Below are 15861 nucleotides of genomic sequence, written 5' to 3'. Positions count from 1 at the left end.
GATCCAGGCGGAGATCGAGATGCCGACGGCGTAGTGCTAATCCAGGCGGATGACCACCGTGTCGTCGGAGGCAGGGCAGTGACGGCGGCACCAGTCGGAGGGCTGGGACCGGCCGGGTGCCCTCCGGTCGACGATCGTGAGCCGGGGATCTGCCAGCCCCGGGTGTCGGCGCGAGGTAGGTGGCGATCACTCGTGCTGCCCACGAGCGGTACTCGCAGGGGAAGGGCTTGAGCTGGCGGAAGTAGACGTAACAGCCGATACAGAAGCCGTTATCGTCCCGATGGATGTTCAGGACCACGCGGGCGGTCGCACGGAATTCGCTGTCCGGGGAGGCCTGCGCGTACTGGTTCCTGGCCACGCCGGCGGCCTTCATGACGATCTCTCCTTTTCGAAGTCATCGATCTCGCCATGGATCCAGACCAGCTCGGCGCCGTGGATGAGTTCGCAATGAGCAGCTCTGCTGCAGACGGCGACCGTCTGGTCGTCGATGCTTGCCGAGACGGTGGAGCCGTCGGGCAGCTCGATACCCCAGGCGACGATCATTCGGCTGTCATCGCCGTCGGAGTACCGCACCAAGGCGAACCGACGTGGGACCGTCGGGTGCTGGCCGGTCATGAGCTGCTCCTGTGAGGCATCGGTGCGCAGCCGCGGGTGACCCGCGGCCTTGGGAATTGGCTGCTTGCGGAGCGTTCCGCGATGGCGTGCCGGCGCACGATGGCACCGGCACGCCACCACGGCACCGGCGGTCCGGCTCGGGATGGCACGGGGGACGGCAATCCCGAGCAGCACAGACCTCCGGCGTGCGCGGGCGGGAGAGGTGCCGACGTCTCGGGTCAACGCCTGCACGCGCTCCGGCCGCGCATTGGTCCGAGGCGAGCGGGCCTCCTGCACAGCACCCACCCCGAACCGGTCCGGGTCAGCCTCGTGACAGCCGTCGTCACCTGCCGGGGTCGGCACCGGTGTCTGATCTGCTCCGGTCGCCGAGTCCTTAGCGAGAACCCGGAGGAGGCGATGGCGTCTGACTGGCATGCCAACGACCCTGGCCGATGCGGGCTGTCGCCAGCTAGTCAACGGTGAGCGCCTCACGGTGGGCCTCTCACGGTGAGACGGCGGGCCGCAGGGCCGGCGGCAGGGCGGACATCTCGCAGGCGGACGACTACTGTGCGCAGTATCCGCGGTCGGAGGGAGTGACAATCCATGCAGCGGGTCGTCAGGCCGCAGTGGTGGCACGAGGGCATTTACCGCGGCGTCAGCATTCGGGTACACCTCGCGCGCCACGACATCGGCGCGGTCTTCGGCTTCCTGAAGGATCGGGGCTTCAGCTGGTCAGCGGTCGCGACTGCAACCGGTCTGGGCGCCAGCCGGGTCTCGGAAATCGCCGCAGGCCGGCGCATCGTCACCGACTACTCAGTACTGGAGCGCATCGCGGAAGGGCTGTGCATCCCCCGCCACTACATGGGGCTCGCCCTCGATGAACAGGCTGTTCGCCACCGGCAGGGTTCGTCCTTCGAACAGGCCGGAGTCGCCGCGCCGCTCGATCCTCGCGAGCTGCTCGGCGTCGTCGCGAGCATTGCGGTAGGCGCCATACCCGCTGACGTAGAGCGGTTGCTACCCACCTCTCAGGAGGTCGTCGTCCCGGCCGCCGTCGGCCAGGACGAAGTAGCCACCGTTCGTGCTGTGACCGCCTTTCACCGCCGGCTTGATGCCGCTGCCGGGGGAGGGCGCTGCCTGCAATCCGCACGCGGGTACGTGGCATGGGCGACGCAGCTTCTGCAGGTGCAGTGCAACGATGTGGTAGCTGCGGAGCTGCGGGCTGCCCTTGCCGAGCTGCACAACCTCGTCGGTTGGGTGGCGCACGATCTCGACGATCACGACATGGCGCGCCGACACCTCACACAGAGCCTCGTCCTGGCGCGACAGACCGACTCGCTGCCGCTACTGGCCAACACGCTGTATCGCCTGGGGCGGGTCAGTTTGTACCAGGAACAGCCCTCCGAAGCGCTGCAACTGTTCGGCCTCGGGCAGCTCGCCGCACAGCAGGCCGGCTGCCATGCCAGCGTCGGCATACTGCACGCCAACTCTGCCTGGGCCTACGCACTGCTGGGCGCCGATCACCAGGTCGTCGACAGCCTGACCCGGGCACGGCGCGAGCTCGATCAGGCAGACCTGGACACCGCACCGGCCTGGACCCACTTCGCGCTGACCGAGGCCGACGTACACGGCATCTCCGCCGTCGTCTATTCCGCCCTGGCCCGGCACCCAGAGCATGTGCGTTACGTAGACAGCGCCGCTGAGCACTCCCACCAGGCGGTGCGGCTACGCCGCCCGCAAGATCGCCGGTCCTTCATCTTCGACACGATCTCGGTCGCCACCGCGAGTATCCTGGCCGGTGATCTCGCTACCGCTGGCGAGTACGGGATGAAGGCGGTGGGGCTGGTGGCGGACGGGATGCGGTCAGCGCGCGTCAACGATCGTCTGAACGCACTGTGGGCGCTTGCCGCGCCGCAGGCTGCGCGAGAGCCCGCGCTGGCTGCTCTCGGCAGCCGGATCGCGGAGCTTCAGGCGGTCTGATGACCACTGCACTCAGCGATGCTGTCGCCTCCGAGCTCCATGGGCACTTGAGCGACGTCTGCGAGCAGATCGGCGTCGACCCGGTTGGTGCCAGCCTCGTCAAGTACACGATGAACGCGGTGTTCGTGGCGCCGCCGTTCGTGATCAGACTTGCTTCCGGTCCCCATGCTGCGACGCTCGCCCGCCGGGTGGTGTCGGTCGCCACGTGCCTGGAGCAGGTCGGCATGCCAACCGTGCGGCTGGCCTCCGGGGTGGGGTCTCAGCCGATCTCTAGTGGAGACTGGGTCGCCACGGCATGGCATTACGTCCCGACCGTCAGCGACGAGCCCAAGCCGGTCGATCTCGCCGCGCCACTCCGTGCCCTACACAGCCTGGACCGGCTCGATGTAGCGCTGCCACTTTGGTTGCCGATCGAGAAGTTTCGCCGGCGTCTCAACGCTGCCGCAGCGCTACCACCCGAGGAAGCCGCCGAGCTGGAGCAGTGGTCGAGGACAGAGTTGGGGTTCCCGGCCGCCAACCTGCTGCGCGATCTTCACCTGCACTGCGACGAGGTAGAAGAGGATCTCGGTCGGGTCGCGTGGCGGCTGCCGCCGGGCGTCATCCACGGGGACGCGCACACCGGGAACGTCCTCCTGCCGGCAGCAGTCGACGGTGCGATCGCCCGCTCAGAGCCTCTGCTCTGCGATTTGGACGGGATGTGTATCGGTCCGCGGGAGTGGGACCTCGTACCGACTGCCCACGGCGCTACCCGGTTCGGGCGCTCACCTGCCGACTACCAGGGCTTCGTCGATGCCTACGGGGTCGACATCACCATGTGGGTGGGCTGGCCGGTCTTGCGCCGGGTTCGGGAGCTGCAGCTCGTTACCAGTACCATCGACGCCCTTGCTGGCCGTCCCGACGTAGCTCGCGAGTTGGCGCACCGGCTTCGATCGCTCTTTTCCGACGATCTCAAGGCCACATGGCGTCGATACCGATAGTCCCCCGGAGTGCGCGTAGCCAGCCAACGGACGGGAGCCGTCGTGTCAGAGCGAGCTGAGAACGGATCTCCGCAGCTGACGGGCCCAGCCCTGGAAGCCGTACGTCACCGAGGCAGTCACCTCCAGATCATCGCCTCCGCCGGCGCAGGCAAGACGGAGGTTGTGTCTCAGCGAGTCGTGGACCTCTTGGCCGAGGGCGTGGCTCCAGAAGCGATCGTCGCGTTCACCTTCACAGCGCGGGCGGCAGAGGAGCTCAAGAACCGCATCGTTCAGCGAGTCGAAGGGCGCCTGGGAAAGGCAGCCCTCGACCGGTTGAACGGTCTGTTCGTCGGCACGATCCACGCCTTCTGCTTCCGCCTACTGCAGCAGCGGGTGCCTCGATACGAGACGTACGACGTGCTTGATGACAACCAGCTCACCGCATTTCTCTCGCGAGAGGCGAACCGACTCGAGCTGCGCCAGCTCGATCCCGGGAACCGGCTCTTTGCGTCGATCGCGGCGTTCCTCAAGGCGGTCGACGTGGTCGAGAACGAGCTGCTCGACACTGATCCTTTGCCCGACCCGGTCAAGTCTGTCCTCCACAACTACTACGAGACCCTCGACCGCTACCGGCTGCTGACCTACGGCCAGCAGGTCGTTCGCGCCGTGCGGGAACTGGAGCGCCCGGCGTTCGCAGCCGACATCCATGCGACGCTGCGCCACCTGATCGTCGACGAGTACCAGGACGTCAACCCGGCGCAGGAACGGCTTATCGAGCTGCTGACCGGCCCGCAGGTGGAACTGTGCGTCGTCGGCGACGACCAGCAAGCCATCTACCAGTGGCGAGGCTCCGACGTCTCCAACATTGTGACGTTTCCGCAGCGCTACCCCGACGTGGCAACCTTCGAGATCACTGTGAACCGGCGCAGCCGCCCCCAGATCATCGGCGTGGCCAACCGCTTCGCCGAGACGATTCCCGAACGCATTGACAAGCAGATGCTGCCCCAACGACCCTCCGCTGACAGCCCCCAGCCGGAGGTTGTGGTGTGGACGGCCGAGACGGAGACCGAAGAGGCAGGCTGGATCGTCAGCTACATCCTCGACCTGGTCGACGACGGTGTCCCGCTGCGAGACATCGCCGTGCTCGTCCGGAGCAGGGCCGCGTACCCGCGCCTGGTGGAGCAGTTCGCGACCTTCGGTATCCCCGTACAACCCGGTGGTCGCTCCGGGCTCTTCGACCAGCCGGAGGCGAGAATTCTCGGCCGCACCTTCGTCTGGCTCGCCGACACCGAGTGGCGGGGCGCCTTCGGCACGGGTCAGCCGGTTGCGGACGCGGACCTGTTCGATGAGTACGAGCGGGTCTTCAACCTGTCGGGGCTTGAGCGGCGTCAGGTTGTTCGACTCCTTCGCGAGTGGAAGGGTGCAGTGCCGCGTACCAACCGCACCGCCAACCTGGTCGGCGAGCTGTACGAGCTGTTCCTCGAGTTGCAGGTTCGATCCTGGGACCCGACCGACGAGATGACCATCAACCGCCTCGGCACCCTGGCACGCTTCACGTCCCTACTCGCCGACTACGAATCGGTCAGGCGCCGGGCCCGGCCCGACCCTGATGCGCCCACCGAGCAGCTCGGCGGCCAAGACCGCGGCATTTGGTACTACCGGAACCTTGCGCTGCACATCGTCAACTACGCCCAGGGCGCCTACGAAGGCTTCGACGGAGAAGTGGACTTCGCTCTGGACGCGGTCGACCTGACGACCGTGCATCGCGCGAAGGGCCTGGAGTGGCCGGCGGTGTTCGTGCCGTCGATGACCGCCACTCGATTCCCCTCCAGCCGAACGGGGCAGCCACAGTCGTGGCTCGTCCCGCGTGATCGATTCGACGCGGCCCGCTACGAAGGTTCGGATGCTGACGAGCGGCGACTCTTCTACGTCGCGATGACCCGTGCACGGGATTGGCTCTCGGTCTCCCGCCACGAGCGGGTGACGACACGGCGGGTGGCGCGGAGCCCGTATCACCAGGAGATCGGGCAGGTCGAAGTTAAGCCAGAGAACGTCGCCTTCCCGCCAATCGAGAGCAACGGGCACGGCGGTGACGAGCCGATCTCGATGACCTACAGCCAGCTGGCCGCGTTCATGGACTGTGGTCAGGCGTTCCGGCTACGGGAGCTGATCGGCTTCCAGCCGCGCCTCGCCACCGAGCTCGGTTACGGCAAGGCCGTACACCACGTCATGCGCGCGGTTGCCGAGGCCACGAAGGCCAGCGGCCGGGTGCCAAATGCGGACCAGATCGACGAAATTCTGAACAATAGCTTCTTCCTACCCACCGCCAACAAGGCTGCGCACCGCCAGCTCCGCGACGCCGCACGCCGGCTTGTCATGGCGTACGCGACACAGCACGAAGCCGACCTGTACCGGGTCTGGGAGACGGAGCGTCCCTTCGAGCTGCACCTGGATGGCGTCACCGTCGCCGGCAGAGCCGACGTGATCCTTGACAAGGAAGGCGGCATAACGAACGCCCTCGCGATCGTTGACTACAAGACCTCCGTCTCGGCTGGCGAATCTGAGCATGCATTGCAGCTTCAGGTCTACGCCGATGCTGCGCGACGAGAAGGCCTCGACGTGCGTGCAGCGTACGTGCATGACCTCAAGGCTTCCGCCCGCCTTCCAGTCCTTGTGGACCCAGAGGCCCTGCAGCGGGCGGAGGCAGCGGTGACCGAGGCCGCCGCGCGCGTCAAGGCACGCGACTACAAACCCAACCCCGGTCCCCGCTGCCGCCGCTGCGAGGTAAGGACCATCTGCGGATCCGCCCGATGAGCGCCACCGTCAGACGGTAAAGACCTTCATCACCTCGTCGCCGTAGTCGTTGATCACCTTGACCGCGATCTTCCCAGTCTCCGGTCGGGCAAACGGCCGCGACTCGGTGCCGTAGAGGCTCGCCCAGGCGTCCGGGTCGATGTCCGCCTTGAGCGCCGCCTTCAACCGCTTGTACGGGTCCTGCCCGCCTGTGAAGTAGCAGTGCCGCACGAAGAACGACTCGCCGTTGTAAGCCGTGTCGATCATCCATAGCGCGATCTGGTCGGTGTCGTTGCTGCGTAGCTCCCCGGTGTTGGGATCGTAGACGTCGACGCCGTGCAGCAGCACCCGCAGCTCGTCGTCCTCCCGCTTGATCTCGATGTCCGGCTCGCCGAACACGGTGAACAGGTTGCCTGCCCCGGTCTTCTTGAGTTCCTCGCCCATGACCAAGTCGGCATTCATCCGCACCAGCAGGACCGGTACCCGACCGAGCCGCCGCTCCGCGGCGACGTTGGCGAAGCCTTCCTCGGAGGTCACGTAGTCGTCGTCGGCAGTACCGAGCACGGCAGGGTCGAAGGCGAAGGCCAGAACGCAGAGCAGGTCGACGTCCCGCGTGCGGTTTGCCTCCCGGGCCGCGTCCTTGATAAACGACGGTCCAACCGTTCCATATTGCGGACCAACGGTGATGCCGACCCGCTTGGGTGTGCCGTCGGTCGCGTCCTCGCGGACGGCCACGGCCTGGATGTACGGCGAAGCGTACGACTCGATCGAGTCGAAAGTCAGACGCTCCTTCTTCCGGCCATTCTGGATGCCTGCGGTGCGAAGGTTAGCGATCACGGTCTGCTCGAATTCAGCATCGCCTTGAGAGTCGCTCCCTTCGGCCGCTCGCGTTGCGCGCTCTTCATCAACAGCACTACCCGAGAAGGCGACCGAACGGTGAGGCGAGAGGCTTTCGACTGTGAATGGCCCCGCAACACGCACCTTCCGTGAATCCTCGAATGGTTTGTCGAGGAGTAACTCGTACTCCGCGTGTCGGCGGATTGCCGCGTCAAGTTGAGCGGGCTCCATGCCTTCCTTTACATCAGGGTTATTTGCAATAGACCCAAGTGTGATTCGTTGCACTCGCTCGTACACAAACCCGTGGCGGATGTCCCCGGTAGCATCTGCCCGCGGCAGCGGCGTGCCCGAAAGCTCGCTCTCCTTCTTCCGTCCATCCTCTGAATCAGCCAGCAGATACCAGGGGAAGCGGCCGCCCATAATTCTTTGCCGCGCCAGTGCCAGTGAAACCCTCGAAGTGTCTACAGTTATCCACCTGCGGCCCCACTGCTCTGCGACGAAGGCTGTGGTCCCGGAACCGCAGGTCGGGTCTAGGACCAGGTCGCCCGGATCAGTAGCCAGGAGGATGCAGCGCTCGACAACCTTCACATTCGTCTGCACTACGTAGATTTTGTCGTCGGTGAAGTTGCCGGTCCCAGTGTCTGCCCAGAGGTTGGTACGGACCTGGTAGGGGAAGTCGTCCACGAATCGCCGATATCTCACGCTGTTCTTTGCGACATGTAGCCGTCCAGCGGCGGCCAGCCGTTCCATGCCCTTGGGATAATTCGCCTTCCAATGTGAATTGGCTCCCGGGCGGTAAACCTTACCCTCGTGCTCGAATGGCTGGGGCTCGCTTGCTGCGCCCTGCGACTGTAGGTCGCCGGGAGTGTAAATCCTTGTTCCCGGGGGTAGTGCCTGGCTTCCTGCCAGTTCTGCTGCGGTCATCCCGCGGTAGGTGCCGTCCGGCAGTAGCACCCAGCGGTACGTTTGGCGATCTGGAGCATTTACCCACAAGGTTCTAACCTTGAGGGCTTGCGCGTCTTTCGCATACCAAAGTAGGTAGTCCCCATTTCTTGGCAGAGCCGTCGATTGGGAGAACCCGCTCGTGGTTACGAAAGTGATAAGGCTGACGAAGTTCTCGCTTCCCATCACCTCGTCCATCAGGGAGCGCACCAAGTGCACATTCTCGTCGCCGATCTGCACGAAAAGCGAGCCACTCTGTGTGAGTAGCTCCTTGGCAACAGAGAGGCGATCCCTGAGATATGTCAAGTATGAGTTGATGCCGTATTCCCAGGTGTCACGGAAGGCCTTGATCTGCTCGACTTCGCGGGTGGCGTCCTCGAGCTTGCCGTCCTTGACGTCGCGCTTGCGGGCGGACACCTGCCAGTTGCTGCCAAACTTGATGCCATACGGCGGGTCGAGGTAGATCATCTGGACCTTGCCGCGGAGGCGCTCCCGCTCCGCGAGGCTCGCCATGACGTTCAGCGAGTCGCCCAAGATCATGCGATTCGACCAGTTGGCCTCGTGCTGGTAGAAGTCGACCAGGTCGAGTTCGGGCAAGCCGTCGAAGGCGTCGAACAGGGTCAGCTCGGGCTCTTCCTCAGGTCGTGCTGACGTCTGGCGGAGGTTCTCGATGAGCACTCGCGGATCGATCTTCTCCTGGATGTAGATCGGAGGAGCGTTGCCCTCGAGGTGCTCCGCGAGGTCCTGCTCCTCCTTGCCGCGCCACACGAGTTGCGGGCTGTAGAGCGGTCGCGGGTACTTGAAGACAAACGGGTTCTCGATCTCGGGATCCACAAAATCGTGTGCGTCGGCTGTCGGCAGGTTCGTCCGCTTGTCGTTGTAGGTGATGGCGTCGACGGGGGTCGGCCCGGTGGTGGCCTTCTTCCGCGGTGGCATAGGTGCGGGTTCCCTTCGCAGGATCAGGCGGGCAGGCCGATGATCGGCCGGTCGGCGTACAGGTTCTCGATGGCGGTGTGAAGCACAGCGTGCGCGTCGAAGGGGTTGCCAACTTCGATGTAACCCCAGCGGCCAAAGTCGCCGGCGTTGTTGACCGCGGCGCACCACTGGTTCCGAGCGGTGTCGGCCTTGGCCCAGGTGGGGCCGGGCGACTTCCGGCCGCCGGACACCTCGACGATGAGCGTGCGTTCGACGTCGCCGGGTTCGGTGACGAGCCGCACCAGGAAGTCCGGCACGTACTCGTGGCTGCGGCCCTCGAATACGTACGGGATGGTGAAGCCGAGCCGCTCGTTCTTGACGTACGAGTAGACCCGCTTGTCGCGCTCGAGCATGTCGGCGAGGGCTTCCTCCCAGGTGTTGCCCCGCGCCCCGTCGAGAACGACGTGGTTGAGGTGCGACTTCTCAGGCGGAGGATCCATGACTGCCTTGCGGGTCAGGTAGCGGACGTCATCCGTGGAACCTTCGCTGTCCATGCGTCGGACGACCGGCATGAGTACCGGGGTGCGGTTGTCCTGTAGCCGGATGATCGAGGAGTAGACCTTCTCCGCAGCCCGGGCGCACGCCTGCGTCAGCAGCAGGTGCCCCTTCGTCACTTCGGGGTCGGTCGTGACCCACTCCTCCAACCACTGCTTGCAGATGTCGACCAGCTGGGGGAACAGCCAGGGTCGCTCGACGCCCGCGTGTGCCGCGAAGTACCGCTCCTCTTCGATCAGCCGCTTCGCAATCGAATAGGCGATGCGCTGGGGACGTGCGAGACGGATGTCCTCCAGGTCGACGTCGCTGGCAGCGCCCACCACACCCTGGTTCTGTACCCACAGGGCGACCTCGCGCTGGTCGAGGTGTAGGCGGGACTCGGCCGTGAAGTCGGCGTGCAGCGTCTCATCGGGCAGCTCGACGCGGTAGCCGTCCAGCTTCGGGAAGCGAATCGCGAGATGCGACCGTTCGGGCAGCGCGCGGACCTCGACCGCCGGCCGGGTCAACTTCGGCTTCGGCATGGCCCGGTCGCTGGGGATGAACGCGAACGGGACGCCGTACACCTCCGCGTACTCCGGCTCGAAGCGGCCCTCGGCGTTCACCGCGTAGCTGCGCCGGCGGAGTCCGCGCCCGACCACCTGTTCGCAGAGCAGTTGGCTGCGGAAGGGGCGTACGCCGAGGATGTGGGTGACGGTGTTGGCGTCCCAGCCCTCCGTAAGCATCGCGACGGACACGACGCAGCGGATGTGCTCTCCCAGCTTGCCCTTCTTGCCGATGGTGTTCATCGCCTCGCGCAGCAGGTCGCCGTCGGTGAGGGAGTCGACGTCGGCGCCGGGGTTCCGCAGCCGATATGCCTGCTTGAACGCCTCGATCTCGCGAGCGGCGTCCTTGCGGAACTCTGGGCCGAGCGGGCCGCCGGATTCCAGCGCTACAGAGTCGACCAGGATTGTCCGCTGACGAGGTGTCCAAACGCCGTCATCGACATTGCTCAGCAGCGGCAGGTTGCCTGCGGCGAGGCGAGTCGATCCGTCGGGGTGCTCGACCTCGCGGCCGGCGATCCAGTCGAACACCCACTTGGAGACGATCGTGTTGGGGCAGACCACGATCAGCACGGGCGGAGGTTCACCGGCCGCAGCCAGCGTTTCCTCGTACCGTCGGTGGTTCTGTTCGTAGCTGCGGTATAGGCTGCGGAGTGCCCCTTCCAACGTCTCCGGCATCACCCAGCCCTGCGGCCCGAAATCCACGCCCTTGGTGCTCCGACGCTTGGGCAGCGGTGGCTTGATGTTGTCCCAGAGGTTGAGGTACACCGGCTGCCGGGTGGCTGCGTCGTCGTCCACGGGTACTCGCGGAATCTTGACGATGCCGGATTCGATGGCGTCCATCAGCGAGAAGTCGCTGACGACCCAGGGAAAGATGTAGCCCTCGTTGTAGCCAGAGCCCTTCAGGTAGTACGGCGTCGCCGAGAGGTCAAACACCGACTTGACCTTCGTCTTGCGGCTCAGATCCAACAGGCCGCGGAACCATACGCGGGCCTCACGGTTGCGATCCTCGTCTTCCCTGTCCGCCTCGTCGTCGGGGTGCTCCAGGAGCTTGTCCTGATAGCAGTGGTGGGCCTCGTCGTTGAGTACGACGATGCCACCCTCGGTGGAGCCGAAGGGCCGCAGCACCCGGTCGGCGACCATCTCCGGGGTCTCCCGGAAGGCATCGGGCATGTCCGGGCGTCCACCCCGCAGCAGCTTGCGGGTGTTGCTGGAGACGCCCTGGATCTCCTTGGCATCCCGGGGCAGGAAGGTGTGGTAGTTGACGACCTGGACCTGAGCCTGAAGCAGCGGCTCCCACAGGTCCGATGGGATGAGGTCCCGCGCGCGGTAGTAGTTGTCGTCCCGTTCCGGATGGAGGACGCCGAGGCGGTCGCGGATGGTCACTCCCGGCGCCACAACGAGGAAGCGCTTGGCGAAACGTGCGTCCCGTGGCGTCATCACCTTGTTGATGGTCTGCCAGGCGATCAGCATCGCCATGACCACCGTCTTGCCGGACCCGGTTGCCATCTTCAGCCCGATCCGCGGCAGCCCGTCGTTGTGTAGCTGGTTCTCCGGCTCCAGGCGTCGCCGGTAGTCGGCCGTGCCGTGGCGCCCGGCGACCTCCGCAAGGAAGATGGCGGTCTCGACCGCCTCACGCTGGCAGAACAGCACGGCGTCGTCACGATGTGGGCCCGGTGCCCAGTGCGCCAGCAGCTTCCTCGTGTACGGCGTGACGCCGTTCCAGTTGTTCGCGCGCCAGCGCTCGACTGCAACCCGGATGTCATTGATGAGAGAGTTCGACTCACGCCGCTCGCCGGTGACGTCGAAGTCGAAGGCCTGCTGAACGGCGCCCTTGCGTCCCTTTTTGCTGACTGGAACCGGGATAAAGGACTCGCTCGGTCGGCGACCGGGGAGGAGCTTGCCGGTGGGGCCGTGTTCACCGATCTCGAAGTGGTGCTCCGGCGGTTGATACGGCGAGTTGATGATCGGATTGCTGAGGTCCGGGGTGAGCGTGGAAGGGTCTGGCATGTTGGCACCTTCGGTGGATGCTGGTTCAAAAGCAGGCGGTAGCTGGAAGCGGGATCAGTGGCCGGCGATGCGGTGCCCCGTCAGGTGCGCGAGCACGGCTTGGTTCGCCTCCCAGCCGTCGGGGAACTTGACCGGCACGTTGAGGTGAACCGGCTCGCTCGACGGATGTGCATCGAGCAGCTCGGCGATCCCCGCTCGAGCCACCATGATGCAGGCTTGGCGGTGCCGAGACGTCAACACGCAGAGCCGCCCCGATTCCAGGTGGAAGGCGGTGGCGTCCCGCCGTCCCGACAGCGGATGCAGCACGATCGTCACGTCGTACTCCCGGCCCTGCAGCCGATTGGCGGTGTCGACGGTGACGTCTGCCCGGGCCGCGCCAAGCTCCGCGCGGATCGCAGCGACCTGGTCGCGATGGGCAGCGCCGACCGCGATTCGATCCGCGGTGACCGCCGCTCCACCCGGTTCCCGTTCCGAGATGGCGACCGCTCCCCGTTCCAGTACACGACGTGCCAGAGCTGCGCACGCCGCGACCGCCTCCGCATCGGTACGGAGCGTGTGCCGGGCCGGGAGCTCGTACAGCCCCCACCCCGTCGCCGCAGCCGTTTCCACCGCCGCATCGATCGGCCCGTGTCCGAACCCCGAAGTGGTGAAGGACAGCGACCGCTCGCCAGGGTCTGTGCCGGCCTGGAACCCGGTGAAGGGATAGAAGGCCTCAGCCACCACCGGCGCCGCCGAGGGAGGTAGTCGCCACGACACCGGCAGCCGGTGCACCGGCAGGTCAGGGTTGTGCCGTAGCAGGGCCGCCACCGCAGACAGCATCGGATCCCAGGTCAGTCCGGTCCACCGCTCGGTTTCGACGGTGGAGAACGGGTCGAGCTGGCCGGGGTCGCCGACGAACAGCGCCCGCTCGAACCGGCCGGCCACGCGCAGGAGAGCGTCCGACCGCATCTGGTAAGCCTCGTCAACGATGGCCCAGGGCCAGCAGCCGTCGGACACCAGCGCCCACTTGGCCGCCGTACCGATGATGACTGACGGACCACCGAGGTCGGCAACCTTGGCGGCCACCCGGACGGTGGGGTATCGCTTGATCCGATCGGTGGCCGTGTAGTCGGTCGCCGAAAGCCGGCCGATGGGCAGTTCCGGTGCTTTCTGCGCCAACCGGTCGATCAGATCGTCGACCTGCTCATTAGTCTGCGCGATCACGATCAGCGGCTCGCCGGCGCGGGCCAGCTCGACGGCGGCGCGGACGACGAGGGTCGACTTGCCGGCCCCGGGAGGCGAGTCGACCACGACACCACGGTGCAGGCCGGATTGCAGGTCCGCCAGCACATCGGTGATGACCCGTTCGGCCTGGACCGACGGTGGGTCGGCCGGCGCGTTCGGCAGGAGCAGAGTGCTCATGGTGCTCACCGCCGCGCGGCGACGTCGTAGTCGAACTGTCGCAGCCGGTGACGGGCGATGTCGAGCTCGTCCGGGGTGAAGAGGGACTCGTACTCGGGCTTCACCACGAGCGCCTCCACCGTCAGGTCGAGTCGCCCGCGCTCCCACAGCGCCGCGAACCCGTCGGACACAACCGGGCTCGCGAGCAGCTTCTTCGCGGTGGCCAGACCACCGTGCTCGGCGATCATGCCGAGGAAGTAAGTGGCGTTGTAACCGGCCTCGCGCCGCGCCGCCTCGTACACCCCGCGCATCGCCCGCTCGAAGTCCGCGACCGTGCCCTGGTCGCCGCCGGGCTGCGTCGGCACGACGGCCGTCGCGGCTTCGGTGTCCGACTCCTCACCGAGGGGCTCACCGTCGGCGTCGCTGAGTCCCGCCGCCTGCTCATTGCGGCGGGCCACGTAACCGCGAAGAGCGTCGACCGAGGTGAAGACCTCGTAGCCGAGCTCCTCCATCCGAGCGAGCTCCGGGTTGGCGTCCAGTTCCAGCACGACCGGGTTCCCCAGCCCGGGCTGCAGCCCGTCCGGCCAGTAAGCCTCCGCCACCCCCAACACCCGACCGGTGGCGGGATCCGCGATCTCGCTGTCGAGGGCGGGCTCGGCGCAGCCCGCGTTGACCAGCTCTTCGACGAGGGCCTTCACCTGCCCGGCACGGACGTCGTCGGTCTCCTCCTCGGCGACAACGACCACCGGCCGTAGCGGCTCGACGGCCTGCTTCGTGCCGTCCCGGAGGTTGGCGAGGAAGCCGTTGGCCGCGTTGGCCAGCAGCTCGCGTCGGGCGGCAAGGAAGTCCAGGTAGCGGTCGGGCCGCCAGAGCTGCGGGTCGGTCGGGATCCACTGGGATTCCAGCGCACCCGGGTGCTTCTGCTGGGTCTCGGCGAAGTAGTCCTCGGGCGCCCGCTTGCCGATCGCCAGGTTGGTCTGCTGGGTGAGGAAGGAGAAGTTGGCGACCGCGTTGACCTCGGACCGGCCGTAGCCGTGCTTGTAGAGCAGCGCCTTGGGGAAGATGTGGTGCACCTGAAGCGAGGTGAGGTGCCCCAACATCTCGCTCTTGAGCTCCAGCCCGGAGCCGAAGTCACGGGCGCCGAGCACCCGGGTGAGCAGGTAGAGCAGCGGGTAGAACCGGGAGCCCCGACCAAAGCCTTCGAAGTCCTGACCGTCGATCACCAGGTTGCCGCCCCGCCAGCGGGTCAAGCTGGTGATTAGGCCGTCTATGCCACCGCGGGCGACCGTCTCGTAGTCCTGGGTCAGGATCGTCTCGGTCGAGCCGGCGAAGCGTCCCCACAACGCGGCGTGGATGTACCAGAAGAGCATCCGGTCACGCTGTGTCGCGTCGGCGAACGAGCCGCCGTTGAGGTGCAGGAAGCGGGAGACCACGGGGAAGGCGTAGCGGCCCATCAACACGCGGTCGTGATCGAGGCCGAGCCGACCCGAGATCACGTCGAGGAATCCGCTGATGTAGCGCTCGCTGGAGGTCAACGCCTGGGCGAAGTCGGCCGAGCCGACCCCCTCGAGCGATTCGAACTGGGCACGCCCGGTCGCGACAGCGTTGACGTTCCGCAGCAACCAGTCGAGGTTGAACTGAAAGCCGGCGGTCGACCAGGTGCCCAGGTGCTTGCGCATGGTGGAGCGGGCCTCGGGCCAGTCGGCGCAGATCTTGGCCAACGCCAGGTCGCCCTTGGAGAGCTTGGTACCGCCCGAGTTGACCCGGTTGAAGATGTCGACGACGACCTCGACGCCCTTGTCCGCGCCGGTGATCTTCTCCTGGTGGAACTCGCGTTCGAGGATGTTCCGCAGCCGGATGAGCCGACCCATGTACGTCGCGAAGTGCGGCATGGTGTCTGGGTGCGCCGTCAGGTTGCCGATCTGCGGTTCGATGCCGTCGACGAAGAGTTCGGTCACGTCGACCCAAGTGGGGTCGTCTTTCATCTTCGCCGGTGCATAGAACTCGAAGGTCTCCTCCTCGACGTTGAACCGCAGGCCGGTGAAGGCGGCGGGGTCACCCTCGAAGAACGCCGGCGGCTTGCCGCGGACCACGCCATACAGGGAGGTGATCCGCTGTTGCCCGTCGAGTAGCAACAGCTTCACCCCGCCACCGACGTGGGTGTTGCCTCGCACGGAGCCATGGTCGGCTTCCGTCTCCCACACCAGCAGCCCGCCGACGGGAAAGCCGAGGTAGAGCGAGCGCATCAGACCGCGTACCTGATCCCGGTTCCACACGTAGCCGCGCTGGAACTCCGGGAGCAGCACGGTGCCGGAGTCAATCTGATCGAGGATCGTGCCCAACTTGCTCATGTCAGCTCCCCC

8 protein-coding genes are annotated in these 15861 nt (G+C 66.2%); 3 read left to right on the top strand and 5 right to left on the bottom strand.

Annotated elements, in window-relative coordinates:
• Positions 1 to 369 precede the first annotated feature (369 nt).
• On the bottom strand, positions 370 to 615 hold the full coding sequence (locus O7604_RS27210; RefSeq protein ID WP_281578229.1) for a hypothetical protein: 246 nt from the start codon (positions 613 to 615) through the stop codon (positions 370 to 372).
• Between the two features lie 582 nt (positions 616 to 1197).
• Here O7604_RS27210 and O7604_RS27205 point away from each other — a divergent pair.
• From O7604_RS27205 to O7604_RS27195, 3 genes are read left to right on the top strand one after another with little or no spacing between them, the layout of a single operon-like run.
• Positions 1198 to 2571 (top strand): tetratricopeptide repeat protein, encoded by a 1374-nt coding sequence (locus O7604_RS27205; protein ID WP_281578228.1) that lies wholly within the window; start codon positions 1198 to 1200, stop codon positions 2569 to 2571.
• Complete coding sequence (locus tag O7604_RS27200; RefSeq protein ID WP_281578227.1) at positions 2571 to 3548, top strand: phosphotransferase; 978 nt, start codon at positions 2571 to 2573, stop codon at positions 3546 to 3548. The genes O7604_RS27205 and O7604_RS27200 overlap by 1 nt, the downstream gene beginning before the upstream one ends.
• A 9-nt stretch (positions 3549 to 3557) precedes the next feature.
• Positions 3558 to 6341: an ATP-dependent DNA helicase gene (locus O7604_RS27195; RefSeq protein ID WP_348650996.1), complete on the top strand. Its 2784-nt coding sequence runs from the start codon at positions 3558 to 3560 to the stop codon at positions 6339 to 6341.
• Positions 6342 to 6350: 9 nt separating this feature from the next.
• Here the strand turns inward: O7604_RS27195 and O7604_RS27190 are convergent, their stop codons facing one another.
• Genes O7604_RS27190 through O7604_RS27175 form a run of 4 tightly spaced genes read right to left on the bottom strand, consistent with a single transcriptional unit; the run spans position 6351 to position 15849 of the window.
• Positions 6351 to 9035: a site-specific DNA-methyltransferase gene (locus O7604_RS27190; protein WP_281578225.1), complete on the bottom strand. Its 2685-nt coding sequence runs from the start codon at positions 9033 to 9035 to the stop codon at positions 6351 to 6353.
• 23 nt (positions 9036 to 9058) lie between these two features.
• The gene (locus O7604_RS27185; protein WP_281578224.1) at positions 9059 to 12118 is read right to left on the bottom strand and encodes a DEAD/DEAH box helicase family protein; all 3060 of its coding nucleotides are present in this window, start codon (positions 12116 to 12118) and stop codon (positions 9059 to 9061) included.
• A 54-nt stretch (positions 12119 to 12172) separates the two neighbouring features.
• Complete coding sequence (locus O7604_RS27180) at positions 12173 to 13519, bottom strand: AAA domain-containing protein (RefSeq protein ID WP_281578223.1); 1347 nt, start codon at positions 13517 to 13519, stop codon at positions 12173 to 12175.
• Between the two features lie 5 nt (positions 13520 to 13524).
• Positions 13525 to 15849 carry a DUF262 domain-containing protein gene (locus O7604_RS27175; RefSeq protein ID WP_281578222.1) on the bottom strand — a complete coding sequence of 775 codons (2325 nt, stop codon included), beginning with the start codon at positions 15847 to 15849 and terminating at the stop codon, positions 13525 to 13527.
• Positions 15850 to 15861 lie beyond the last annotated feature (12 nt).

The organism is Micromonospora sp. WMMA1947 (genome assembly GCF_027497355.1).
Taxonomy (GTDB): Bacteria; Actinomycetota; Actinomycetes; order Mycobacteriales; family Micromonosporaceae; genus Micromonospora.
Note: the sequence above shows the minus strand (reverse complement) of the source record. Positions and strands in the feature narration are given on the sequence as shown.